The following is a 24,083-nucleotide window of genomic DNA, read 5'->3' as shown; positions in this document are numbered from 1 at the left end:
ATGCCTCGATAAATAATTCAGTTTACGGTTTCATTGAATCTGCCAAACTGTGTAATAGAAGAGTTATAAGGTAGATAAAGCGACTGAATGCATCTTAGATTAACAAGGCTTCATCTGGTGTGTTGAACAACCTTTACCAATCTAAGGAGTCGAAAGTGGATAAATCGGTCATTAATAAATTATTCATGTTTGCCGCGTTTTCCTGGTTATTGATTGATGCAACTGCCTCTCACGCACAAGCCAGTACGGCCGACGTAACAATGCAAAATTGGGCTGGCTACGTCATAAACGACGCAGCATATTCGAGCGTGTACGCGTCTTGGGTCGTACCGTCTGTGGATTGCAGCGCAATCGCTGCCGGCGGGGCATCTGCTTCCTACGCTTGGGTTGGGTTGGGGGGCTACAACGACGCAGTGCTGAAGCAAAATTCCCTGGAGCAAATCGGGACCGCCCAATCGTGCAACGGAACGACGCCATCATACGCGGTCTTTTACGAGTTTGTCCCGGCCGGTCCGCAGTTTGGAGGCGCCCAATATCCGCTTTCAGCGGGCGATACGGTGACGGCAATGGTCGTCCAAAACCTCGATGGAAGTTACACCCTCCTGGAATCGGCCACGGCCAAAGGCGCGACCTCACCGAAATGGATGTTCAACACGAAAGGTTCGGCGCCGGGCGCGAGTGCATTGGATCCGGGCAATAAATCGGCTGAAGTCGTCATGGAGCAGCCGGGCATTGTTGGATGGATTGGTCGCGCGCCCGTGGCGAACTACGGAAGTATCACCTTCTTCAACGTAGGATTCACGAAGGCCAATACTGCAAGCGACGAAATATCCAAGGTCCAGTATTTCGAACCGCTGAGCGGAAACACGCTCTCGAATTTCTTTGCGTTTCCGGCCACACTTTCGCCCACCAGCTTCATCGTGTATCAGATTTAAGGAGCGGACCCGCTCTGATATCGTCCATCGCCTGCCACTGGCGATGGACAGACAACACCTCCCTCCGCGTCATGCCTGAAGTCCCGGGAAGCTTTCCGTACAATCGGATTCATGCGCACATCAAGGCACAACGACATGCCGTGGTTTCCCAGTTTCCCGGCCGGCGCGCTGATGCAAACCACTCGCGTCGCCCTCTGCACGATCGCACTGCTGGCAGGTTGTACCCCGACTACCTCCGCGCAAGGCGATCAAACGTCCCAGCCACCCGACACCACCCAACCCCAGCCGCTGCATCACGCGAAACGCACGGCTTCAGGCTTCGAAAACAACTACGGCACCTTGCCGCGTGAATCCCTGTTGAAATGGCGCTGGGAACGCTTCACGCAGGGCTTGCCGAAGCCGCCGGCCAACGGCTATCACTTCCCGACGGCCCAGCCCGACGTCGCGTGGCTGAAGGCTAACCGTACAGCGAACACGCTCACATGGATCGGTCATGCGAGCGCACTCGTGCAGATCAACGGCGTGAACATCCTCACGGACCCGATGTTGTCCGAGCGTGCGTCGCCGTTCTCGTTCGCCGGCCCGAAACGCAAGACGCCGCCGGGGCTCACGCTTGAGCAACTGCCGCACATCGACGTCGTGCTCATCTCGCACAATCACTACGATCATCTCGACAAGCCCACCGTCGAGGCGCTGAATCGCCAGGCCGGCGGCCCGCCGCGCTTTCTCGTGCCGCTGGGCGTGAAGGCATGGATGAACGACATCGGCATCACGAACGCGCAGGAGTTCGACTGGGGCGATGAAACGCACGCGTCAGGGCTCGATATCTGGTTCGTGCCGAGCCAGCACTGGTCGGCCCGCACGCCGTTCGATCGTTCTGAAACGTTGTGGGGCGGATGGGTGGTGAAGACGCCTGAAGGCGCGGCGCATCCCTACTCGTTCTACTTCGCGGGCGACACCGGCTATTCGCCGGACTTTCGTGACCTCGGCGCGCGGTTCGGTGGTTTCGATCTCGCGCTGATTCCGATCGGCGCCTATGACCCGCGCTGGTTCATGCACGCGCAACACGTGGATCCGGAAGAGGCTGTGCGCATCTTCCAGGAAGTCCACGCGAAGAAGGCAATCGGCATTCACTGGGGCACGTTCGAACTCACCGACGAGCCGCTCGACGAACCTCCGCGTCGCCTGGCCGAAGCCGTGCGCCACGCCGGTCTGCCCGCCAATGCATTCACGGTGCTGAAATTCGGCGAAACCCTGCAGCTCGATACGGCCGCTCGCTGAACCGTGCGGCCAAAAAAAACGCGCGGACTCGAGAGAAGTCCGCGCGTCTTTTTTAACCTCAATGCAGCGTCATCGTCTGAACACGCCCAGCAGCAAGGTCGCAAGAAAGATCACGATGAAGATGAAGAACAGGATCTTGGCGATTTCCGCCGCGCCGGTTGCGATGCCACCGAAGCCAAAGAAGGCGGCGATGATCGCGATGATGAAGAAGATGACAGCGTAACGAAGCATGAAGTCCTCCACGGGATCGGTTGATCGAATGATTCGCAGCCGGGCGGATGCCGATGCCGCTTCGCTCATGGCGTGCATGCCGCGCGATGGCATGAAGCAACGCCCGTGCCCAGCAATGAAAACGCCGCAAGGCCTGAGCGGCAGTGCGGCGTCGCGGGATGCGCCATGGGAGACGCAAGGGGCACGGCAGGAAGGCTAACGGCCTAGTGTGCGTTCGGAGTCGGATTCATCGTCGAGATCGTCTTCATCATCGACGCTGTTTAGCGCATCCGGCAGGTTGTTCTCCAGTTCATCGCGCTCGATCTGATCGGCGAGATCGAGGGATTTGCGCGTGGCGGGACCGGATGGGCGGTTGGCTCCAGACATGACGTACTCCTTGAACAGATTGCAAAGCCGCGCCGGAAATTCGACGCGAATTGACGAACAAGCAAGGCATGTACGCGCCGGACTGTAACCGCCGCTAGAGCAGTCACGCAGGTGCTTGCTGGAAGCTTCTGTACCATCCTGTCCCAAACTTGCAAGGAGGACGGCAGATTTTGCGTGCCGGCGCGTCGGACCAGTATGCACCGGTCCCGGCGATCCGGCAAAGCGCGCGGCGCCTGGATGCATCATGCGAAAAAATGGGCCACGATCGGATACAGCGAAAGCACCAGCAGCAGCGCCATCGACAGATTGAACATGCGCAGCCAGCGTGGGTTGGCGAGAAAGCGTCGCAGTGACATGCCGAACGCCGCCCACATTGTGATGCAGGGCAAGCCGATCACGACCAGCACGAGCGCCATCAACGCCGCATTCAGCGAGAGACTGGCATGCAGGTGAATGGTGGTTGCGGCGGTCAGCACCATCATCCACGCCTTCGGGTTGATCCACTGGAACGCGATGGCTTCGTGAAAGCGCATCGGGCGGCTCTGGCCGTCGCGCAGCTGCACCGACGACGACGTACCGATCTTCCACGCCAGATACAGGAGATACGCCACGCTCGCGGCTTCCAGCACCGTATAGAGCCACGGCAAGCGTTCGAAGGCCTGCGCGAGGCCCAGCCCGACCGCGATCATCAGGATGGCAACGCCCGTGCTGATGCCAAGCACGTGAGGCAGCGTGCGCTTCAGGCCGAAATTGACGCCCGAGGCGAGCAGCATCGTGTTGTTCGGGCCGGGCGTAATGGTCGTCACGAGGGCGAACAGCGCGGCGGCGGGCAGAGCGTTGAAGAGTTCCTGCGGCATGGCGCGCTCCTTGAACTGGGATATCGATGAACCCAGTGTACTGGAGTGGTCCGGTACAGTACCGGTACAGATCGCCGACAGATTTCCAGTACGGAAAAGAAGCGCGCCTTCCTGCTCACTTACACCGGAAACGGATTGCGCTCCGCAAAGCCCTGCTGATGCCAGTACGGATAGGCCGGCCGCACCGTACTCGCTTCATCGAGCTTTTTGATCTGTTCCGGCGTGAGGTTCCAGCCCACTGCGCCGAGGTTCTGCCGCAACTGTTCCTCGTTGCGCGCGCCGATCAGCACGGTTGCGACCGTCGGACGCTGCAACAGCCAGTTGAGCGCAACCTGCGGAATCGTCTTGCCGGTTTCCTCGGCGACGGCGTCGAGCGCATCGACGACGCGGTACAGATAGTCGTCGGGCACGGGCGGCCCCATGTCGGCGGTCTTGTGAAGGCGGCTGGTCTCGGGCAGCGGCTGGCCGCGCCGGATCTTGCCCGTGAGGCGTCCCCAGCCGAGCGGGCTCCACACGACAGCGCCCACGCCTTGATCGAGTCCGAGCGGCATCAACTCCCATTCGTAGTCACGGCCGATCAGCGAGTAGTACGTCTGGTTCGCGACGTAGCGCGGGTAACCGTAGCGCGCAGCGACATCTAGCGATTTCTGAAGATGCCAGCCCGAGAAATTCGACACGCCCGTGTAGCGGATCTTGCCCGCGCGCACGAGGTCGTCGAGTGTGGAAAGCGTTTCTTCCACCGGCGTTTTTGCATCGAAGCCATGCAGCTGGAACAGGTCGATGTGATCGGTCTGCAAACGCTTGAGCGCCGCATTGACCGCCTCGATCAGATGAAAGCGCGACGAGCCGACGGCGTTCGGTTCATCGGGATCGAAACGGAACGTGGCCTTCGTCGAGATGATGGCCTTGTCACGACGGCCCTTGAGTGCTTCGCCGAGAATCGATTCCGATGCGCCGCGCGAATAGAGGTCGGCGGTGTCGAACATCGTGACGCCGGCGTCGAGACAGATGTCGATCAGCTTGCGTGCCTCGCTCACGTCGGTCTCGCCCCAGGCCTGAAAGAATTCGCCCTTGCCGCCGAACGTGCCGGTGCCGAAGCTCAAGACCGGAACCTTGAAGCCGGAAGCGCCGAGATGTCGATATTCCATTGCGTGTCCTCTCTGAGATGAAGTCGAAGAGACGCCGCTCATTGTCCATATCGATGACGAGCGGCGCGCGAGTGTTCAGCGGACGAGACTACCGCAACGGTCCGCGGAATGCAGAATGCAAAACGCATAATGCCAACGTGCAGCCCGCAGCCCGCAGCCCGCAGCCCGCAGCCCGCAGCCCGCAGCCCGCAGCCCGCAGCCCGCAGCCCGCAGCCCGCAGCCCGCAGCCCGCAAAACGCAAAACGCAAAACGCAAAACGCAAAACGCAAAACGCAAAACGCAAAACGCAAAACGCAGCATCACCGCTTGTCCGCCGCCGCGCGTTCCCCGAGCGAGTCGTAGATCGGCGGCACGCGCAACAGCATGGGCACGATCATCGCGGTGAAGCAGGCCGTGAGCATGGGCAGCAGCAGGGTGAAGCTGGCGGTCATCTCCGTGACGAGCACGATGCCCGTCAAGGGCGCACGCACCACCGCGACGAAGAACGCGGCCATGCCGACAACCGCGAACGTGCTGGTGTCGCCCGTCACCGCCGACATGCCCGGAAACCAGTCGAGACACAGGCGCCCGAACACGAGTCCGGTCTGCGCGCCGAGCACCAGCAGCGGCGCGAACAGACCGCCAGGCGTGCCCGCCGCATACGACACGGTGCCCAGCACGAAGCGCAGCGCGAGGGTTGCGAGCACGCCCGCGACGGTGCCTGCGCCGAGCAGCGCGCGTTCGGTGAGCACATCTCCGCCGCCCGCGAGATCCGGCGCGAACCACGCGAGCACGCCGACCGCCGCGCCGACGAGCGCCGCGCGCGCGGTCGCATGCGCGACCGTCAGCGGCCTCGAAAGCGACTCGGCGATATCGAGCGTCCAGAGAATTGCGCGGCAATACGCCACGCCCAGCAACCCCAGCAACACGCCGAGCAGCAGATGCGCGCCCGTCATCGCGAAGCCGGGGAACGGTTGCGCGGGCACGTGGAAGTCGGGCAGATCGCCGTGCAGCAGACGAGCCATTGCGATGGCGCTTGCGGAAGCGCCGAGCGCCGCGACCGCCGTGCGCGTGTCGAAACGCCGCATCAGTTCCTCGAGCACGAAGACCGCACCGGCGATGGGCGCATTGAAGGCCGTCGCGAGTCCCGCGCCCGCGCCTGCCGCGAGCAGCACGCGGCAATCGCCGGCGGTGCGCCGCATGAACTGGCCGATGGCATGCGCGATCGATGCCCCCATCTGCACGGTCGGACCTTCGCGTCCCAATGCAAGACCTGCACCGATGGCGAGCACGCCGCCCACGAACTTGATGGGCACGAGCACGAGCGGCGCGGGCGGCAGCTTGCCGTGCAGCACGGCTTCGACATGAGGAATGCCGCTGCCGCTGGCCATCGGCGCGAAGCGCGCGACGAGCCAGGTCGCGAGCCCGGTGCCCACGGCCGCCGCGAGCACGACCAGTACGAAAGCGGCCTCATGTCCCGCGTGGCCCCACGCGACGAATGCAGTGCGCCACGCCTCCGCGCGTTCGAGGGAAAAGCGGAAGCCCACGCCGATGGCCCCCGTCGCGGAGCCGACGATGACCGAGGCCGCCGCGAGTGGAACGAGTCCTGCGCGTTCGTCGTGCTGTTCGAGGGAGTCGGTGTCGTTCATTGCGCATGAAGCTCCGCATCGGCATGTGCTGCGAAGGGTAGCATCGCGCCGGGCATGCTGCTTGCAAAACGAAAGACATTTGACGCAAGGAAACACGGAGGCGTGAGACGCGCATGAATCAGGCAAGCGACGACGAGCCGTTTTTCCAGCCCGGACGCAACTGCGCGAGCGTGCGTCACGCGGCGCGCTTCAGCTTGCTGATCGATGGCGCGGATTATTTTCGCGTGCTGCGCGAGGCGATCACGCGTGCCGAGCGCACCGTGTTCATCCTTGGCTGGGACATCGACAGCCGCATGAAGCTCACGCCCGAAGGCGCGGACGACGGCTTCCCCGAAGCGCTCGGCGACTTCCTGCATGCGGTCGCGAATCACAAGCGGCGTCTGCGCATCTACATCCTGGCGTGGGACTTCGCGATGCTCTACGCGTTCGAACGCGAGTGGCTGCCCGTCTACAAGATGGGCTGGCGCACCAGCCGGCGCATTGCGTTCCAGATGGACGGCAAGCATCCGATGGGCGGTTCGCAGCATCAGAAGCTCGTCGTCATCGACGACCGGCTCGCGTTCGTCGGCGGTCTCGATCTCACGCGCTCGCGCTGGGACACCACCGCGCATGCACCCGACGAACCGCTGCGCCGCGATGCGAACGGCACGCGCTATCAGCCCTTTCACGATGTCCACACGATGTTCGATGGCGCGGCCGCGCGCGAAATCGGCCTGCTCGCGCGCGAGCGCTGGGCGCGCGCCTGCGGCAAACAGCTCGCGATCCGCGCGCATCGGGCAAACCTCGAACACGATGCCTGGCCGCCGTCGCGGCGTGTCGATCTCGAAGATGTCGAGATTGCCATCTCGCTGACCGAGCCCGGTTATCTCGGCCGCGAGCCCGTGCAGCAGATTCGCGCGCAGTATCTGGACGCCATCGCGCGGGCGCGGCACAGCATCTATATCGAGAACCAGTACTTCACGTCGGGCACCATCGGCGCGGCGCTCGCGAAATCGCTTGGGCGAGAGGACGGACCGGACCTTGCCATCGTCGTGCCGCGCAACCAGAGCGGCTGGCTTCAGGAAGTCACCATGGGCGTGTTGCGGGCGCGGTTGCACGCCTTGCTGAAGGACGCCGACACGCATGGCCGCTACCGGCTGCTGTGTCCGAGCGTGCCGAAACTCGGCGACGAGATCGTCAACGTGCACAGCAAGCTGATGATCGTCGACGACGAATTGCTGATGGTCGGTTCGGCCAACCTGAACAATCGTTCGATGGTGCTGGACAGCGAATGCAACATCGCCATCGATGCTCGCGGCGATGCACGCATCCGCCGCGCCATCGCCACCATGCGCGACACCTTGCTCGCCGAACATCTCGGCTGCGATATCGCGGACATCGACCGTGGACGCGCCGCGCATGGCGGCATGAACGCGGCGATCCAGGCGCTGCTGCGCGAGCGCGACGAACATCGCACGCTGGTGCCGCTGGATCCGCTGGTGTCGAGGGAACTCGATCAACTGATTCCGACCGAAGCGCTGATCGATCCGGAAACGCCGATCGCCGCCGACGAACTCGTCGACCAGTTCGTGCCCGCGGAAAAGACCCGGCCGCTCATCGGCCGCTTCGCGCTGCTCGGTGTACTTGCGCTGATGGTCGTGGTGGTCGCGGGCTTGTTGCACTGGACCTCGTTCGGCGACTACGTCAACCTTCGCTCGCTGACGAACGCGACGCGCCGCATCGACGCGCTGCCGCTCGCGCCGCTCTGGATCGTGCTGGCCTACGTCGTGGCGGCGGTCATTTCCGTGCCGATCACCTTGCTCATCGCGGCCACCGGTCTCGTGTTCGGCGCGGCATGGGGCGGGCTGTATGCCTTCCTCGGCACGATGGCCGCGGCGGCCGTCTCCTATTCGCTCGGCAACTGGCTCGGGCGCGATGTCGTGCGCCGAGTCGCGGGTGCGCGCGTCAACCGGCTGTCAGAACGTGTCGCGAAGCGCGGCATCGTGGCCGTCGTCGTGCTGCGTCTGCTGCCGGTGGCGCCGTTCTCAATCGTCAATCTCGTCGCGGGCGCCTCGCATATCCGCATGCGCGACTTCATGATCGGCACGATGCTCGGCATGGGGCCCGGCATCTTCCTCACGGTGGCGTTCGCCCATCAGCTGGTCGCTTCACTGCACCGCCCGACGATCGGCTCGTTTGCGGTGCTGATCGGCATCGGCGCGGCGCTGATCGGCGTGTCGCTGCTGTTGCAGCGTTTCCTCGGCGGCGCTCAGCCTGATGCGCACGAAGGCGCACCCGGCGATGCCGACAAGCCGCGCGCCAGCGAAGAAGCGAAGCGCGCGAGCGAACTGCACGAGAGCGGCGCGATGCCGCGCGATCCGGCGGCGCGCAACGCGCGGCCCGACGAGGTCAACTCATGACGCCGCTGCACGAACCCGTGATCGACTTGCAGGACACGAGCGAAAGCCGCGCGCGCGAACTGCGTATCGCGACATACAACCTGCATGGCGCGGTGGGCATCGACGGAAGGTTTTCGCCGCAGCGCATCGGCGAAGTGCTCGCGGAGATCGACGCCGATGTCTTCGCGCTCCAGGAAGTGCCGCTTGGTGGCCGTGGCGCGCATGACGTGCTCGACGTGCTGCAGCGCATGACCGGTCTGCATGCCGTCGCGGGACCGACGCTCGATACGCCCGAGCGCCGCTATGGCAACGCGGTGCTCACGCGCTATCCGGTGCGCGCGGTGCGCACGCTCGACCTGTCGTTCCGGAGCCGCGAGCCGCGCGGCGCGCTCGATGCCGACATCGATTGCGGCGGCGAGGTGTGGCGCGTGGTCGCGACGCATCTCGGGCTGGCGTCGAGCGAGCGGCGCGCGCAAGTGGAGCAGGTGCTGCAGAGCTTCGATACGCCCGCGCTGCCGGTGATCCTGCTCGGCGATCTCAACGAGTGGTTCGTCTATGGCCGCACGCTTCGTCGACTGGTCACGCACTTTCATCGCGCCACTGCGCTGCGCACCTTTCCGACGCGCTTTCCGCTGTTCGCGCTCGACCGCATCTGGGTGCATCCGGGCGAGCGTCTGATGCGCGTGGACGTGCATCGCACACGTCTGTCGCGTGTCGCGTCGGATCACTATCCGCTCATCGCGCACATCGCGCATCGATGATGAAAGCGCCTGCATGGCGTGCGGTAAACATCAAGGAAGCATGCATCGAGATGGCTTCATGAGCCGCATGTCTGCGCGGCACCACGAAAAACCCCTGTAAAAGCGATATAAAAACGCAAAAGACTCGCACGAACTCGCTTGGCGTATGTAGAATCCGGCGTGATACGAACGCATCGGTGCGAACGTATTCGAATATCACTGACCAAAAAACAGGTAGGAGAAACATGCCGACTTCCGCTAAAACCGCTGCCAAGAAAGCCCCGGCCAAGAAAGCCACGGCGAAGACTGCCGCACCGGCGAAGAAAGCTGCAGCACCGAAGGTTGCCGTCAAGAAAGTCGCTGCCAAGAAGACCACCACGGGCGCACTGTCGCCGGTCAAGGATACGTTCACGAAGGCATCGCTCGCGAACCATCTGGCCGAGCGCGCAGCAGTGGACGTGAAGGCAGTCAAGGCCGTGATGGTCGCGCTGGAAGACACCATCCTCGGTTCGATCCACAAGAAGGGCGCCGGCGAATTCACGCTGTCGGGTCTTCTGAAGATCTCGGCTCAAGCCGTTCCGGCCAAGAAGAAGCGCTTCGGCAAGGACCCGTTCACGGGCACCGAGCGCTGGTTCCCGGCCAAGCCGGCAAGCGTCCGCATCAAGGCACGCGCGCTGAAGAAGCTGAAGGACGCAGCAGCCTGAGTGCTCTGATGCTCTGATGCTTTGACGTTGCGTTCGAAGTTCGCGTCCGTCAGGTTCGGCGCACGCGAAGCTTCGTGAAAAGAGGCCAGTACCCCATGCGTGGGGTACTGGCCTCTTTGACTTTCATGCTTGCTTTCAAGCGTGATTCGACGCCAGGCCAAGCAACGCGTGATCGGTTTCGCTGAAGACCGCGCTCACCCAATCCGCGAAAACCCGTACACGCGCGGACAACTGCCGGCTATGCGGATAGAGCACCGAGACAGGCATCGGCGGCGGCGCGAAGTCCGGGAGCACGAGCTGAAGGCGTCCTTCCGCAAGCGCATCATGGATGTGATAACGCGGCACCTGCACGATGCCGAAGCCTGCGAGCGCCGCCTGCGTGTACATCTCGACGCCGGTCACCGAGACCGTCGCCTTGAGTTCGACTGCCTCGATGCGGTCTCTCACGCTGAACTCCAGCGGCACCACGCGTCCCGTCGCACTCGACACATAGTTCACCGCGCGATGCGACATCAGCGCTTCGAGATCGTGCGGCATACCCGCCCGCGCGAGATACGCGGGGCTCGCTACCGTCACTTGTTCGAGCAATGCAACGCGCTTGCCGATCATCGACGAATCCTGCAACGTGCCCGCGCGCAGCACGCAATCCACGCCTTCGCGCACGAGGTCGACGAGCCGGTCGTCTTCACCGATATGCAGCTCGATCTCTCCATAGCGTTCGATGAAGGCCGGCAGCCCCGGCATGATGAAGGTGCGCGCGAGCGTGCCTTGCAGGTTCACGCGCAGCAGGCCCTTGGGTTCGGCGTGACGGAACGATCCTTCCGCTTCTTCGAGATCGGCGATCAGCCGCACGCAGCGCTGGTAGTGCGCTTCGCCGTCGTGCGTGAGGCGCACGGTGCGCGTCGTGCGTTCGAGCAGGCGCGCGCCGAGCCGTTCCTCCATGCGCTTCATCAGATTGGTGACGGTGGCGCGGGGCATCTGCAGGTCGTCGGCGGCCTGCGTGAAGCTATGGCGCTCCGCGATGCGCACGAAGACCTGCATTTCCTGGAAGCGATCCATGGCGGTTCGATATCGATGAAGGATTGTTGAAGCAGATGGAACGATGATACTAAGCCCCGCCCGATGATCGCGGAAACGGAATGATTCATCATGCTGCTCATCGAACCTCACTCTTCAAGGAGCAGCAGCATGAACAAGACGGAACGTCAGCGCGTGGCCATCGTCACGGGTGCATCGCGCGGTATCGGTGCGGAGCTTGCGCGGCGTCTCGCGCGCGATGGCCTTGCCGTCGCGGTGAACTATGCATCGAGTGCGAAGGAGGCGGATGCGCTCGTCGCCGAGTTGCGCGAAGCGGGCGGCGTGGCGCTTGCGGTGCGTGCGAACGTCGCGAATGCCGAGGAAGTTCGCAGCATGTTCGCGACGGTCGAGGCCGAGCTCGGGGCGGTCGATGTCCTCGTCAACAACGCGGGCGTGATGAAGACGATGCCCATCGCCGACACCAGCGATGCCCTCTACGACCAGACCTTCGACATCAACGTGCGCGGCACCTTCAACACATTGCGCGAGGCTGCGGCGCGCATGGGCGAGGGCGGACGCATCGTCAACTTCTCGAGCACGGCGCTGGCCCTCAACATGCCCGGCTACGCGATCTACAACGCGACCAAGGCAGCGGTCGAATCGATGACGCACGTCTTCGCGAAGGAACTGCGCGGGCGCGGCATCACGGTGAACGCGGTGGCGCCGGGGCCGGTGGCCACGTCGCTGTTCCTCGACGGCAAGACCGACGAGCAGATCGCGGGCATGGCGAAAATGGCGCCGCTGGAGCGGCTCGGGCAGCCGGACGACATCGCGTCGGTGGTTGCGTTCCTGGTCGGGCCGGACGCGGGCTGGGTGAACGGCCAGGTGCTGCGCGCGAACGGCGGACTCGCGTAAACGGGCGTTCCGAAGCTCAGAAGCTCAGCGTGAACTGTGCCTCGGCGGGGGCGCGGCGTCGTGCCGGGTGCGTTGCCTTTACTTTTGCCGCATGGGTCGCGCGGCGCACGCTTGCGGGCGGCTCCTGGACGATGAGATGGAAGCCCGGCCGCGCATCGCACGCGATCCATTCGAGCCGGCCCGCCGCGAGGCGTTTAGCGATCAGCGCATACACGTCGGAATCGAACGGACGCAGGTCGGGGGCATCGTCGAGCAGCGCGGCGATGTCCTCGCGTTTGGCACAGGTGCCGAGGTAGCACCAGCGATCGATCACATGCCACGCTTCCTGCGTCGAACCTTCGTTGCGTTCGGCAATGGCGATCGGTCCTTCATGCGGCCAGCGCACGAGACGTGCGTTTTGCAGCGCGTCGAGCGCGCGCGTGGCGTGATCGGCGAAGCTTTCCATGCCTGCACACGAACCCCGGCAGCGCTTCACCTGATAGCCGAAACAGCCGCGTCCGCGCGACAGCGGCGCTTTCTCGAGACCGAGTGTCACGGGACAGAGCGCGTGTTCATCGGCGAGATGGCGCAGGAAAGCATGCGCTTTTGCGCGCGTCGCGAAGACGCCGAACAGCTGATCCTCCCGCGACAGATCGCGCCGGCTTGCTTTCACGAGCACCGGCGCGGGTGCGCCCGGCAGCCATTGCCAGGCGCACGCGCCCGACGCGCCCTTCAACAGCCGGTTATGCGCCGGTTTCAGATCCTTCACGAGCTTCGCTTCGAGCAGCAGCGCGCCGAGTTCTCCGACCGTCTCACGGGTTTCGATGCGACGGATGGACTGCGAGATCGCCAGATCCTTGGCAAGCCTGTGATCGCCCGAAAAATGCGCCGCGACGCGCTGTTTCAGGTTGATGCTCTTGCCGACGTAAAGCGGAATATCGTCGTCGCCGTGGAAGAGATAGACGCCGGGCGTCGCGGGCAGCGTATCGAGCGTGCCTTCGGGCAGCGCGGCCGGCAGGCTCGCGCGGCGCACCAGCGCCTTGATGGCGCTATCGACGAGATCCTGCGAGTACAGCGCGTGGATCTTCTGCCAGAACTGCCAGAGCAGATCGGCGTCGGCGAGCGCGCGATGGCGTCCCGTCGGCGCGAGGTCGAGCCTTGCGATGAGCGCGTCGAGGCCATGCCGCTCCACCGACGGAAACAGCGCCCGCGACAGCCGCACCGTGCACAAGGTATCCGCGCGAAAGGCGATGCCCGCGCGGCGGAATTCGTTCTTGAGAAAGCCGTAGTCGAAGCGCGCGTTGTGCGCGATGAAGAGCTTGCCTTGCAGCCGCTCGGCCAGCGCCGGGGCCAGCGATGCGAAGCTCGGCTGGCCGCGCAACATCGCGTCTTCGATGCCGGTCAGCCGCGCGATGAACGGCGGCACCGGCACGCCGGGATCGACCAGCACGCTCCAGCGCTCGATACCCGCCGTGCTCGCCTCCACCACGCCGATTTCGGTGATGCGGTCTTCGGTCGCATTCGAGCCGGTGGTTTCCAGATCGACGAACACGATGGGACGCGCAAGGCCGGCGAGGAGGGCATCGGCGAGAGCGTCGCTGATTTCGATTGCTTCGGGGACTTCGGACATGATGAGGCGCGGGGCGTGAAGCAGGAAGTCTAGCGCGAAACGCCTTTTGGTCTCGCCAACGCCCTGAAAAAACGGTCGTGCCGTGCCGTTAAGCGCTCGGAAGCGCGCTGGATGAAATGCGCAGGCGCGCTCAGTACAATGACGTTTTGCTTGCTTCAGGATGGATCGACATGACTTATTGCGTGGGTATGTGCGTGGACGAGGGACTCGTGTTCCTCTCCGATACCCGCACCAACGCCGGCGTGGACCACGTGAGCGCCGCGCGCAAGATGGTGGTCTTCGAACAGCCGGGCGAGCGCGTCCTCGTGCTGCTCACGGCGGGCAACCTGGCCATCACGCAGGCCGTCACGCAACTGCTCGCCGAACCGTCCGATCCGAACGCGCCCACGCTCTACAGCGTCGCGACCATGCCGGAGGCGGCGCGGGTCGTCGGCGACGCGGTGCGCGAGGTGCATCGGCGCGATGCGTCGTCGCTCGCGGAGTTCAGCGTCGACTTCAATTGCAGTTTCATAGTCGGCGGACAGATTTGCGGCCAGCCGCCGCGCCTGTTCATGATCTACGCGGCGGGCAATTTCATCGAATCGACGCGGGTGTCGCCGTATTTTCAGATCGGCGAATCGAAATACGGCAAGCCGATCATCGACCGCGTCATCACGCCGGCATCGCCGCTCGACGAAGCCGCCAAGTGCGCCCTCATTTCGATGGACTCCACGCTGCGCTCCAACCTGTCCGTTGGCTTGCCGCTCGATCTGCTGGTGTACGAGAAGGACGCGCTGTGCGTGACGCGCTTCGCCACGCTCGACAGCAACAGCGCCTACTACCAGATGATCAACAAGACGTGGGGCGAGCGCCTGCGGCAGTTGTTCGGCGAGATCCCTAATCCCGCGTGGACCGAGCCCGGCAACGTGCCGCTGCGTCCGCGCGATGCGCGCAACACGGTGCCGCGGCTCGTTATCGGCGATCTGCCGTGTCCCGAAGCGCCCGCGCAGACATTGGCCGAAGACGTGCCTTCGGGCAGCGCGCCGCGGCAATAGTCATCAGCTCATGCCCGCCGCACAGGACGACGGCAGCGCCGCTTTCACGGCGCTCATCTTCGACGGCGAATCCACCAGTACGGCATCGATGCCGAGACGCGCGGCGGCGCGGTAGTCCTCCGCCGTGTCGATGCCGATCGCGACGATCCGGGTCTTGCCTTGCGCGCCGAAGCAGCGCACGGCGTTGGGCGTCCAGAGCTTCGCTGTCACTGCCGTGCGCGCTTCGCCCAGCGTGAAGGTTTCGACGAGCTCCATCTTTCTTTCGAACTCGAACGCGGTCCATGTGCCGGGAGGCGGGGGCGCTTCGCAGGTCTGTTCCAGTGCGACGGCCGCGAGCCGCGCCCGGGTGGCATCGCGCGATTCAAACAGCACGGCTTGCGGCCACGCAGCGAAGGCCTTCTGATAGGACGCGTCCGTCGAGTAGATCAGCACGCGCGTCCAGGCGGCTTCCTCGTTCAGCACGCGCGCTACCGCTGCGGCTTGCGGCTCGGCCGGGAGCGCCTTCATGTCGAGCATGACGGGCACGCCGGGCGGAATCGCGCGCAAGGCTTGCGCGAGCGTGGGAATGCGCAGCGGTGTCTCACGGTACGGATAGCGCGTTACGCCAGCCGCATCGATGCGCGCAAAGCGCCAGCCTGCCTTGAGACGTTCGAGCGAGGCGAGATCGGTGTCCGCGACCGCGCCCTGGCCTTCGGTATTCGCCGACAGATCCGCCGGACGATACAGCACCGGCACGCCGTCGCGCGTGAGCTGCACGGTCAGCCAGATGGCATCGGCATGATTCTTCAGCGCGCCTTCGATGGCGAGCAGCGTGTTCTCGGGGAAATCGGCTGCGCCTGCGCGATGCGCGATGATCATCGGCGCGGCGGGGGAATCGTCGCTGCGGGCGGCCCCGCATCCCGCCACGGCGATGCAGATAACAAGGGCAGCGGCGAACGCGGCGGCGTGGCGAAACGGCATCGAATCAGACTCCGAACGGCTTGAGGTTCGGGAGATTCTGCCGCGATCATCGAGCGATGTGATCTTCCACCCGCTCGATTCAACCATTTGTCACGTTACTGACGCGCAAAAAAAACAGCCATCGGCATGCCGATGGCTGTTCGAGCGTCTTGCGGTCCTGCCAGCGCGACATCTGCATGTCGCGCGAGCCGGTTGTTCTTAGAACTTGTGGCGAACGCCGACGATGACCATTTCCTGGTGGCTGCGGCCGCTTTCGTAGCCGTACGAGCCGATCGACGCTTGTGCCGAGTTCACCGTACCCGTCGTTGCATCGCGCTGGTCGCCGCTTGCGTGCTGGTAAGCAGCAACAGCGTAGAAGTCCGTGCGCTTCGACAGCGAGTAGTCGGCGCCGAGGCTGACCTGATGGTAGGTCGCCGACGTATCGCCGCCTGCCTTCGTGTAGGTGTAGCCCAGACCCGTCAACAGAGCCGGCGTGACCTGGAAGTTCACGAAGCCGTTGCCGGTGTTGAAGTGTTCCGAACCGAAGCGCGAACCACCGTCAGCCTTGAATTGCGAGTTGCTGTACGAACCGCCGACCGTGAATGCGCCGATCGAGTACTGCACCGCGCCACGAGCGATGCCGATGGCATGAGCCGAAGCGTAGGCGTTGTTGATCGGGCCGTCGAACAGTGCGTCGGACGTGGAGCTGGTCCAGCCGCTTGCGCCCGTCGGCGGCGTGCGGCCGGCGCTCGGGTTGTTCGCGTAGAAGTAGCCGCCTGCGATAGCCAGCGGGCCGTTGTTGTACGTCGCTGCACCCGACCACGTCTGACCTTGACCGGTTGCGCCGGCAACGCCCGACACGCCGTACAGACCTTCAACCTGGAAGCCTGCGAAGTTCGGCGAAACGTACTTGACCGCATTGCTCACGCGCAGCGAGTTGTCGTAGTTGTCGATGTCGCCCGGCGTTGCGAAGATGGCGCCCCAGTAGTTGTCAGCCGTGATGCCCTGGACCATGTCAACCAGCGGGTCGTATTGACGACCGAGGGTGACCGTACCCCACTGATTGCCCGACAGACCGACGAATGCCTGACGGCCGAATTCGCGACCGCCCTGTCCGAGTTGGCCCGTGCCAACGTCAAAACCGTTTTCCAACTGGAAGATTGCCTTCAGACCGCCACCCAAGTCTTCTTGACCCTTCAGGCCCCAACGGTCGCCGGACAGGTTGCCGTTGATCATGCCGACCAGCTTGTCGCCGTTCGCGTTGGCATGGCTCACATAGCCAATGCCCGCATCGATCACGCCGTAGAGCGTCACGCTCGTTTGGGCCTGAGCCGCGCCAGCTGCGCCGAGCAGTGCCAGCGACAGGGACGTCAGTGCGAATTTCTTCATCGAATTCTCCACGCGAATGTTTAATATGTTGTTGCTGGCGCAGAGAATAACGCAACGTTTCGAAACTTTAGAAATGAAAAAATATAGATTGTCTCGAAAAACACACACTTGATGCAACACAAGCCAGTAAAGGGTTTGCGGCAAGTTTGAAAGCAGACGAACGACGACAGAAGGCACCTCGAAAAGTTCCGCACGAGCGCCGGCATGGCGAAACTTCAACTGCGCTGCTTTATTCGATTACCTTCTGTTTGAATAACAAACGGCCTTTTCGAGTTTGCTTTTTTCGGCCGTTGCGGATGATTGGCGCACGAGATCAATCGCGGGTGATTTCTTCTGACGATCGTGACGTGTCGCGACGCGATAGCAGCGCCACTGCCATGCCGGCGCTCGCCGCCACCAACACTGCGCGCCACGGATGCCGGCGCACCGCCTGGTTGGCGTTCGACGCCTTGCGGGTCGCGCCGATCATGGCGATTGCGGTGGCGCGTGTCGCCGTCGATTCGGCTCGCGCGAGCTTGCGCGACAACTCGAGCGCCCGCGCAACCGCCGATACTTTCATGCGCGCCTGACCGGTCAACTGCTGGGCATGCTGGGCGCGCGCACCGATGACGCGTCGCGCGCTCGCGCTCACAGGGGCATCCGGACGCATGCTGGCGGGCGTGGCGGGCAGGGCGGCGGCACTTGCCGCATTGGCGGGCGTTGCGGGACGCGTCGAGGACGCGAGCAGCGAACCGATCTTCGCGCGGCTGCCGGGCGGCACCTTGCCATTGTTCTGCATGCCCCATGCGCCGCGCGGATCATGCAGACGCGCCCGCGCCGCCGAGAATTCCGCGCCGAGCAGCAGGACAGCCGCCGAAAAATACAGCCACATCAACAGCACCGCGAGCGAACCCGCCGCGCCGAATGCGCTGGCCGTGCCCGCATGCGTCAGATAGACGGCGAACAACTTCTTGCCCGCGGAGAACAGCACCGCGGCCACCAGCCCGCCGACGAGCGCATCGCGCCATTCGACCGGCGCGTCGGGCAGGAACTTGAGCAGTCCGCCGAAGGCCGCCGACAGGATCACGAGCCCGACCACCATCTGCACGATATCGCCGATGATCACAAAAGGCGATTCGCCCCACAGCCACATCCCGACGGCCTGGATGGCGGTATCGAGCACCAGCGACACGATCAGCAGGAAAGCGACGCCCAGCACCAGACCGAACGACACGAGCCGCACGCGCACCATCGCGAAGACGCCGGAGCGCTGTTCGCCGGTCATCGGCCACACGAGGTTGAGCGCGGTATTGAGTGAAGAAAAAGTAGCCGACGCACCAATGGCCAGCAGCGCGAACGAAATGATCGCGGCGATGCCCGTGCCGCTGCTGCGGTGCGCATTCTCTACGATGCTCTGCACGCCCGCAGCCGCCTGATCGCCGATCAGGCCGTTGACCTGATGGAACAACTGCCCGCGCGCCGCCTCCGGCCCGAAGATCCAGCCCGCGACGGCGATCACCATGACGAGCGTCGGCGCGAGCGAGAAGGCGGAATAGAAGGCAATGCTTGCCGCCATGGCGGCGCAGCGGTCTTCGGAAAACTTCTTGAGCGCGCCGACGGCCCAGGATGCATCTTTCCTGACGGCGGCTTCGATCTTCTGCGTTGACACGGAACTCATGGCGGACCTCTCGGTTCGGTAAGACGCGCAGGGCGCCCGGACTTGAGGTCGGGAGAGCAGGTTCCATTCCAGAACGTTCAGGAGGCATGCGTCTCAGGCGCGTACATTGCTTCATCGGGACGTTCCGGACATGAAGACGCTGCCGCCACTGCATCTTTACTGCAGGTGTCACCGAGCACCCTTACACTCTGGAAACCCACTTTACGACACGCCGAGGGCAATCATGCTCCAAATGTCACGGCGACAGTTCCTCAAGGTCTCCGCGAGCACGCTCGCCGGATCGAGCCTGGCGGCAATGGGCTTCTCTCCGGCTCCCGCGCTTGCCGAAGTCCGGCAATACAAACTGTCGCGCACCACGGAAACGCGCAATACCTGTCCGTACTGTTCAGTCGGATGCGGCATCCTGATGTATGGCCTCGGCGACAACGCCAAGAACGCCAAGGCCAGCATCATCCACATCGAGGGCGACCCGGATCATCCGGTCAATCGCGGCACCCTCTGTCCGAAAGGCGCCTCGCTCATCGACTTCATTCACAGCCCGAGCCGTCTGCTTCATCCGGAATACCGCGCGCCGGGGTCGAGCGAGTGGAAACGGATGTCGTGGGAGGACGCGCTCGACCGCATCGCTACGCTTCTGAAGGAAGACCGCGATGCCAATTTCGTCGAGAAGACGGCGGACGGCAAGACGGTCAATCGCTGGCTGACCTCGGGCTACCTGGCGGCGTCGGCGGGCAGCAACGAGGTCGGCTATCTGACGCACAAGACGGTGCGCAGCTGGGGAATGCTCGCATTCGACAATCAGGCGCGTGTCTGACATGGCCCGACGGTGGCAGGTCTTGCCCCGACGTTTGGCCGTGGAGCGATGACGAACCATTGGGTCGACATCAAGAACGCGGACGTGATTCTCGTGATGGGCGGCAATGCCGCCGAGGCGCACCCGTGCGGCTTCAAGTGGGTGACCGAAGCGAAGGCGCATCGCAAGACGCGTCTCATCGTGGTGGATCCGCGCTTCACGCGCACAGCATCGGTCGCGGATTTTTACGCGCCGATCCGCACCGGCTCGGACATCGCGTTCCTGGGCGGCGTGATCAACTATCTGCTCACGCACGACAAGATCCAGCACGAGTATGTGAAGAATTACACGGACATGTCGTTCATTGTGCGCGAGGACTTCGTGTTCAAGGACGGCCTGTTCTCGGGCTATGACGCCGAGCATCGCAAGTACGACAAGTCGACTTGGGACTACGAGCGCGGCGACGACGGCTATGTGAAGACCGATCCGAGCTTGCAGCATCCGCGCTGCGTCTACAACCTGCTGAAGCAGCACTACGCTTCGTACACCCCGGAGATGGTGACCAAGGTCTGCGGCACGCCGACCGACAAGTTCCTCAAGGTCTGCGAGATGCTCGCCACGACCGCCGCGCCGAATCGCGCGGGCACGATTCTCTACGCGCTCGGCTGGACGCATCATTCGGTCGGCGCGCAGATGATCCGCACGGGCGCGATGGTGCAGCTTCTGCTTGGCAACATCGGCATAGCGGGCGGCGGCATGAACGCGCTGCGCGGGCACTCGAACATCCAGGGCCTCACCGATCTCGGCCTGATGTCGAACCTCTTGCCCGGCTACATGACCCTGCCGATGGAAGCCGAACAGGACTTCGACGACTACATCACGAAGCGCGCGTCGCAGCCGTTGCGGCCGAACCAGCTGAGTTACTGGAAGAACTATCGGGCGTTCCACGTGAGCTTCATGAAGTCATGGTGGGGCGAGAACGCCACCGCCGACAACAACTTCGGCTTCGACTATCTGCCCAAGCTCGACAAGTCCTACGACATGCTGCAGGTCTTCGAGCTGATGGCCGCGGGCAAGATGAACGGCTACATCTGCCAGGGCTTCAATCCGCTGGCCGCGGCGCCCAACAAGGCGAAGGTCGGGCTCGGGCTGTCGAAGCTGAAGTGGCTGGTCATCATGGATCCGCTCGCGACCGAGACGTCCGAGTTCTGGAAGAACCACGGCGAGTTCAATGATGTCGATTCGTCGACGATCCAGACGGAGGTATTCCGGCTGCCCACGACCTGTTTCGCGGAGGAACGCGGCTCGCTGGTCAGCTCGTCGCGTGTGTTGCAGTGGCACTGGCAGGGCGCGGTGGGACCGGGCGAGGCGCGCAGCGACCTGGAGATCATGTCGGGTCTGTGGCTGCGCATGCGTCGCGCTTATCAGGAAAAGGGCGGCGCGTATCCCGATCCGATCCTCAAGATGAGCTGGCCCTACGCCGATCCGGAAAGCCCGACGCCGGAAGAGATCGCGATGGAGTTCAACGGCCGCGCGCTCGCCGATGTCACCGATCCCGCCGACAAGACCAAGGTGCTCGCGAAGCAAGGCGAGCAGCTGGCGAGTTTCGCGCAATTGCGCGACGACGGCTCGACCGCGAGCGGCTGCTGGATTTTCTGCGGCTCGTGGACGCAGGCGGGCAACCAGATGGGCCGGCGCGACAACGCGGACCCCACCGGCATCGGCCAGACGCTCGGCTGGGCCTGGGCGTGGCCGGCGAACCGGCGGGTGCTGTACAACCGCGCGTCGTGCGACGTGAACGGCACGCCCTTCGATCCGTCGCGCAAGCTGATCGCATGGAACGGGCGCGCGTGGACCGGTCCGGATATCCCCGACTTCAAGGTCGACGAACCGCCCGACAAGGGCATGAGCCCGTTCATCATGAACCCCGAGGGCGTAGCGCGTTTCTTCGCCCGCGACGGCATGAACGAAGGCCCGTTCCCCGTGCATTACGAGCCGTTCGAGACGCCCATCGGCTATAACCCGTTCTTCCCGGACAACAAGGCGGTGACGAGCAATCCGGCGGCGCGCGTGTTTCCGGATGACCGCGCGGCGTTCGGCACGGCGGACAAGTTCCCGAACACCGGCACGACCTATCGTCTGACCGAGCACTTCCACTACTGGACCAAGCACGCGCGCCTGAACGCGATCGTGCAGCCGCAGCAGTTCGTGGAGATCGGCGAGGAACACGCAAAGGAAGTGGGCGTAGTGGCGGGAGACCGCGTGAAGGTATCGAGCAATCGCGGACATATCGTCGCGGTGGCGCTCGTCACCAAGCGCATCAAGCCATTGATGGTGGAGGGCAAGAAGGTCCATACCGTCGGCCTGCCGCTGCACTGGGGCTTCAAGGGCCTCGCGCAGCCGGGCTATCTCGTCAACACGCTGACGCCTTCCGTAGGCGACGGGAACTCGCAGACGCCGGAGTTCAAGTCGTTTCTCGTGAAAGTGGAAAAGGCATAGGGAGGACGGCATGGCATTGCAATCGCTGGATATCAAGCGCCTCTCGGCCACCACCACGCCGCCGCCCGGCGACCGCGTGCCCGTCACGGGCACGGTCGCGAAGCTGATCGACGTGTCGAAGTGCATCGGCTGCAAGGCGTGCCAGACGGCGTGCATGGAGTGGAACGACCTGCGCGACGACATCGGTCATACGACCGGCATCTACGACAATCCGCGCGACCTGACCGAGCACTCGTGGACGGTGATGCGTTTCACCGAATACGAGAACCCGAAGGGCGATCTCGAATGGCTGATCCGCAAGGACGGCTGCATGCACTGCGAGGATCCGGGCTGCCTGAAGGCGTGTCCGTCGCCGGGCGCGATCGTGCAGTACACCAACGGGATCGTGGACTTTCACGAGGAGAACTGCATCGGCTGCGGGTATTGCATCACGGGCTGTCCGTTCAATATTCCGCGGCTCTCGAAGGAAGATCATCGCGTGTACAAGTGCACGCTGTGTTCGGACCGCGTCGCCGTGGGACAGGAGCCCGCGTGCGTCAAGACCTGCCCGACCGGCGCGATCATGTTCGGCACCAAGGTGGACATGCAGCAGCAGGCGGCGGAGCGTGTCGAGGACCTGAAGGAACGCGGCTTCGAGCATGCCGGACTGTACGATCCGGCGGGCGTGGGCGGCACGCACGTGATGTACGTGCTGCACCACGCGGATCAGCCGGAGCTTTATCACGGTCTGGCGAAGGATCCGCATATCAGTCCGCTGGTGTCGATCTGGAAGGGCGTGACGAAGCCGCTGGCGATGATCGGCATCGGCATTGCGGCGCTGGCCGGGTTCTTCCATTACACGCGTATCGGGCCGAACGAAGTCAGCGACGAAGACGAAATCGAGGCGCAGCGCGAGGCGGATGAAGTGCGTCACCGCCGTGAGGGCGGACAGGAGCGAAGCGATGAAACACGATAGCGAACTGCGTGACGTCAAGGGGCATCGGCTGATACAGCGCTACACGCCGAACGAGCGCACGAATCACTGGATCACCGCGATCACCTTCGTGCTGCTCGCGCTCTCCGGGCTCGCGATGTTTCATCCTTCGATGGCGTGGCTTTACGCGGTGTTCGGCGGCGGACAGTGGACGCGCATCTTGCATCCGTTTGTGGGCTGCGTGATGTTCGTGTCGTTCCTGATCCTCGCGCTGCGGTTCTGGCATCACAACTATCTGGACCGCAACGACGTGCAGTGGATGAAACAGATCGGCGACGTGCTCACGAACCGCGAGGACCGGCTGCCGGAGATCGGCAAGTACAACGCCGGGCAGAAGCTGCTGTTTTTCGTGATGGTGGCGAGTCTCGTGCTGCTGCTGCTGAGCGGGATCGTGATCTGGCGGCGTTACTTCGCGTTCTATTTTCCGATCACGGTGGTGCGCGTGGCGTCGGTCGTGCATGCGGCGACGGCCTTCGTGCTGATCGTGTCGATCATCGTGCATATCTATGCGGCGCTGTGGATCAAGGGATCGATCGGCGCGATGACGCGCGGCACGGTCACGTTCGGATGGGCGCGGAAGCATCATCCGAGGTGGTTTCGGGAGATGATCGGGAAGTAGGGGGTTCGTCTCAGGCTCAGGCGGGAGCAGGATGTTTTACGTCCCGCGTCCTTGATGCTGATCCAATTCACCAGGTCATCGGAAACCGGTGCCTTGGAGTCGCAGCGCGCGATAAGCTGATCCAGAGAGTATCGGGGTCGTGCCGGCGCAAGCACGATTCCCTCCGAACGGATCTCAACGACGAGCCTGTCACCTATGGTGACGCGAGCTTGCTCGAGCAGCGCGGCGGGCAAACGCAAAGCGGCACTTTACCCCCACTTCTGAATCGACAGTTCCATCTTGATTTCCTCAATGTGTCTTGACTCAAGCTACGCGAAATCGTAGCGCTCATCGACGCGATGTCTTTCTCTCAGGCGGCCCTTGCAACGTGT

The 24,083-nt window shown here is 63.6% G+C and carries 21 protein-coding genes; 10 read left to right on the top strand and 11 right to left on the bottom strand.

All coding sequences use genetic code 11. The features are described 5' to 3' along the window. Nucleotides 1-155: 155 nt before the first annotated feature. Together QCE69_RS33355 and QCE69_RS33350 are read left to right on the top strand one after the other, a co-directional pair. Complete coding sequence (locus QCE69_RS33355) at nt 156-935, top strand: G1 family glutamic endopeptidase (RefSeq protein ID WP_309927029.1); 780 nt, start codon at nt 156-158, stop codon at nt 933-935. A 135-nt stretch (nt 936-1,070) separates the two neighbouring features. Beyond that, nucleotides 1,071-2,216 carry an MBL fold metallo-hydrolase gene (locus QCE69_RS33350; RefSeq protein WP_309935190.1) on the top strand — a complete coding sequence of 382 codons (1,146 nt, stop codon included), beginning with the start codon at nt 1,071-1,073 and terminating at the stop codon, nt 2,214-2,216. A gap of 69 nt (nt 2,217-2,285) precedes the next feature. On the opposite strand, the gene QCE69_RS33345 is transcribed toward QCE69_RS33350, so the two are convergent. From QCE69_RS33345 to clcA, 5 genes are all read right to left on the bottom strand, one after another. Beyond that, complete coding sequence (locus tag QCE69_RS33345; protein ID WP_035509367.1) at nt 2,286-2,447, bottom strand: DUF1328 family protein; 162 nt, start codon at nt 2,445-2,447, stop codon at nt 2,286-2,288. A 195-nt stretch (nt 2,448-2,642) separates the two neighbouring features. Then, complete coding sequence (locus QCE69_RS33340) at nt 2,643-2,813, bottom strand: hypothetical protein (protein WP_309927024.1); 171 nt, start codon at nt 2,811-2,813, stop codon at nt 2,643-2,645. A 242-nt stretch (nt 2,814-3,055) separates the two neighbouring features. Further along, on the bottom strand, nt 3,056-3,670 hold the full coding sequence (locus QCE69_RS33335; protein WP_309910943.1) for a LysE family translocator: 615 nt from the start codon (nt 3,668-3,670) through the stop codon (nt 3,056-3,058). A 119-nt stretch (nt 3,671-3,789) separates the two neighbouring features. Continuing rightward, complete coding sequence (locus QCE69_RS33330; RefSeq protein WP_309935188.1) at nt 3,790-4,818, bottom strand: aldo/keto reductase; 1,029 nt, start codon at nt 4,816-4,818, stop codon at nt 3,790-3,792. A 299-nt stretch (nt 4,819-5,117) separates the two neighbouring features. Next, nucleotides 5,118-6,446 (bottom strand): H(+)/Cl(-) exchange transporter ClcA, encoded by a 1,329-nt coding sequence (clcA, locus tag QCE69_RS33325; RefSeq protein ID WP_309927020.1) that lies wholly within the window; start codon nt 6,444-6,446, stop codon nt 5,118-5,120. A gap of 113 nt (nt 6,447-6,559) precedes the next feature. On the opposite strand from clcA, the gene QCE69_RS33320 reads away from it, so the two are divergent. From QCE69_RS33320 to QCE69_RS33310, 3 genes are all read left to right on the top strand, one after another. Continuing rightward, entirely contained in the window at nt 6,560-8,845 is a 2,286-nt protein-coding gene (locus tag QCE69_RS33320) for a VTT domain-containing protein (protein ID WP_309935186.1), read from the top strand. Next, nucleotides 8,842-9,585: an endonuclease/exonuclease/phosphatase family protein gene (locus QCE69_RS33315; RefSeq protein ID WP_309927015.1), complete on the top strand. Its 744-nt coding sequence runs from the start codon at nt 8,842-8,844 to the stop codon at nt 9,583-9,585. The genes QCE69_RS33320 and QCE69_RS33315 overlap by 4 nt, the downstream gene beginning before the upstream one ends. Nucleotides 9,586-9,809: 224 nt before the next feature. After that, a complete protein-coding gene (locus QCE69_RS33310) occupies nt 9,810-10,268 on the top strand; it encodes an HU family DNA-binding protein (protein ID WP_309821010.1) in 459 nt (152 codons plus the stop codon). 135 nt (nt 10,269-10,403) lie between these two features. On the opposite strand, the gene QCE69_RS33305 is transcribed toward QCE69_RS33310, so the two are convergent. Beyond that, nucleotides 10,404-11,327: a LysR family transcriptional regulator gene (locus tag QCE69_RS33305; protein ID WP_309927013.1), complete on the bottom strand. Its 924-nt coding sequence runs from the start codon at nt 11,325-11,327 to the stop codon at nt 10,404-10,406. A gap of 129 nt (nt 11,328-11,456) precedes the next feature. Here QCE69_RS33305 and QCE69_RS33300 point away from each other — a divergent pair, with 129 nt between their 5' ends. Next, a complete protein-coding gene (locus QCE69_RS33300) occupies nt 11,457-12,200 on the top strand; it encodes an SDR family oxidoreductase (protein WP_309935184.1) in 744 nt (247 codons plus the stop codon). A gap of 16 nt (nt 12,201-12,216) precedes the next feature. Here QCE69_RS33300 and QCE69_RS33295 read toward each other — a convergent pair whose 3' ends face one another. Continuing rightward, entirely contained in the window at nt 12,217-13,809 is a 1,593-nt protein-coding gene (locus QCE69_RS33295; RefSeq protein ID WP_309935182.1) for an exonuclease domain-containing protein, read from the bottom strand. A 170-nt stretch (nt 13,810-13,979) separates the two neighbouring features. Between QCE69_RS33295 and QCE69_RS33290 the strand changes: the two genes are divergently transcribed. After that, complete coding sequence (locus QCE69_RS33290; protein WP_309935180.1) at nt 13,980-14,843, top strand: proteasome-type protease; 864 nt, start codon at nt 13,980-13,982, stop codon at nt 14,841-14,843. A gap of 3 nt (nt 14,844-14,846) precedes the next feature. Here the strand turns inward: QCE69_RS33290 and QCE69_RS33285 are convergent, their stop codons facing one another. From QCE69_RS33285 to QCE69_RS33275, 3 genes are all read right to left on the bottom strand, one after another. Continuing rightward, nucleotides 14,847-15,803, bottom strand: coding sequence for a glycerophosphodiester phosphodiesterase family protein (locus QCE69_RS33285; RefSeq protein ID WP_309935179.1), 957 nt, complete (start codon nt 15,801-15,803; stop codon nt 14,847-14,849). 198 nt (nt 15,804-16,001) lie between these two features. Then, entirely contained in the window at nt 16,002-17,171 is a 1,170-nt protein-coding gene (locus tag QCE69_RS33280) for a porin (protein WP_309927002.1), read from the bottom strand. 313 nt (nt 17,172-17,484) lie between these two features. Continuing rightward, nucleotides 17,485-18,828, bottom strand: a complete 1,344-nt coding sequence (locus QCE69_RS33275) for a YihY/virulence factor BrkB family protein (protein WP_309935178.1) — start codon at nt 18,826-18,828, stop codon at nt 17,485-17,487. 223 nt (nt 18,829-19,051) lie between these two features. On the opposite strand from QCE69_RS33275, the gene fdnG reads away from it, so the two are divergent. The 3 genes from fdnG to QCE69_RS33260 are packed head-to-tail and all read left to right on the top strand — an operon-like array spanning nt 19,052 to nt 23,712. Beyond that, the gene (gene fdnG, locus QCE69_RS33270) at nt 19,052-22,120 is read left to right on the top strand and encodes a formate dehydrogenase-N subunit alpha (RefSeq protein ID WP_309935176.1); all 3,069 of its coding nucleotides are present in this window, start codon (nt 19,052-19,054) and stop codon (nt 22,118-22,120) included. A gap of 10 nt (nt 22,121-22,130) precedes the next feature. After that, on the top strand, nt 22,131-23,075 hold the full coding sequence (gene fdxH, locus QCE69_RS33265) for a formate dehydrogenase subunit beta (protein ID WP_309820995.1): 945 nt from the start codon (nt 22,131-22,133) through the stop codon (nt 23,073-23,075). After that, complete coding sequence (locus QCE69_RS33260) at nt 23,062-23,712, top strand: formate dehydrogenase subunit gamma (RefSeq protein ID WP_309926997.1); 651 nt, start codon at nt 23,062-23,064, stop codon at nt 23,710-23,712. The genes fdxH and QCE69_RS33260 overlap by 14 nt, the downstream gene beginning before the upstream one ends. On the opposite strand, the gene QCE69_RS33255 is transcribed toward QCE69_RS33260, so the two are convergent. Further along, nucleotides 23,676-23,951, bottom strand: coding sequence for an AbrB/MazE/SpoVT family DNA-binding domain-containing protein (locus QCE69_RS33255; RefSeq protein ID WP_309926994.1), 276 nt, complete (start codon nt 23,949-23,951; stop codon nt 23,676-23,678). The genes QCE69_RS33260 and QCE69_RS33255 overlap by 37 nt on opposite strands. Nucleotides 23,952-24,083: the final 132 nt, after the last annotated feature.

It is taken from the genome of Caballeronia sp. LZ032, from assembly GCF_031451315.1.
Classification (GTDB): Bacteria; Pseudomonadota; Gammaproteobacteria; order Burkholderiales; family Burkholderiaceae; genus Caballeronia.
The sequence above is the reverse complement of the archived record's forward strand: the minus strand, read 5'-3'. Positions and strand labels throughout refer to the sequence as shown.

Bases quoted from the DNA above. Each gene is read 5' to 3' on its own strand.
- QCE69_RS33350 (WP_309935190.1), top strand. From the start codon at position 1,071: ATGCCGTGGTTTCCCAGTTTCCCGGCCGGCGCGCTGATGCAAACCACT.
- QCE69_RS33345 (WP_035509367.1), bottom strand. From the start codon at position 2,447: ATGCTTCGTTACGCTGTCATCTTCTTCATCATCGCGATCATCGCCGCC.
- QCE69_RS33340 (WP_309927024.1), bottom strand. From the start codon at position 2,813: ATGTCTGGAGCCAACCGCCCATCCGGTCCCGCCACGCGCAAATCCCTC.
- QCE69_RS33335 (WP_309910943.1), bottom strand. From the start codon at position 3,670: ATGCCGCAGGAACTCTTCAACGCTCTGCCCGCCGCCGCGCTGTTCGCC.
- QCE69_RS33330 (WP_309935188.1), bottom strand. From the start codon at position 4,818: ATGGAATATCGACATCTCGGCGCTTCCGGCTTCAAGGTTCCGGTCTTG.
- clcA (WP_309927020.1), bottom strand. From the start codon at position 6,446: ATGAACGACACCGACTCCCTCGAACAGCACGACGAACGCGCAGGACTC.
- QCE69_RS33320 (WP_309935186.1), top strand. From the start codon at position 6,560: ATGAATCAGGCAAGCGACGACGAGCCGTTTTTCCAGCCCGGACGCAAC.
- QCE69_RS33315 (WP_309927015.1), top strand. From the start codon at position 8,842: ATGACGCCGCTGCACGAACCCGTGATCGACTTGCAGGACACGAGCGAA.
- QCE69_RS33310 (WP_309821010.1), top strand. From the start codon at position 9,810: ATGCCGACTTCCGCTAAAACCGCTGCCAAGAAAGCCCCGGCCAAGAAA.
- QCE69_RS33305 (WP_309927013.1), bottom strand. From the start codon at position 11,327: ATGGATCGCTTCCAGGAAATGCAGGTCTTCGTGCGCATCGCGGAGCGC.
- QCE69_RS33300 (WP_309935184.1), top strand. From the start codon at position 11,457: ATGAACAAGACGGAACGTCAGCGCGTGGCCATCGTCACGGGTGCATCG.
- QCE69_RS33295 (WP_309935182.1), bottom strand. From the start codon at position 13,809: ATGTCCGAAGTCCCCGAAGCAATCGAAATCAGCGACGCTCTCGCCGAT.
- QCE69_RS33290 (WP_309935180.1), top strand. From the start codon at position 13,980: ATGACTTATTGCGTGGGTATGTGCGTGGACGAGGGACTCGTGTTCCTC.
- QCE69_RS33285 (WP_309935179.1), bottom strand. From the start codon at position 15,803: ATGCCGTTTCGCCACGCCGCCGCGTTCGCCGCTGCCCTTGTTATCTGC.
- QCE69_RS33280 (WP_309927002.1), bottom strand. From the start codon at position 17,171: ATGAAGAAATTCGCACTGACGTCCCTGTCGCTGGCACTGCTCGGCGCA.
- QCE69_RS33275 (WP_309935178.1), bottom strand. From the start codon at position 18,828: ATGAGTTCCGTGTCAACGCAGAAGATCGAAGCCGCCGTCAGGAAAGAT.
- fdxH (WP_309820995.1), top strand. From the start codon at position 22,131: ATGGCATTGCAATCGCTGGATATCAAGCGCCTCTCGGCCACCACCACG.
- QCE69_RS33260 (WP_309926997.1), top strand. From the start codon at position 23,062: ATGAAACACGATAGCGAACTGCGTGACGTCAAGGGGCATCGGCTGATA.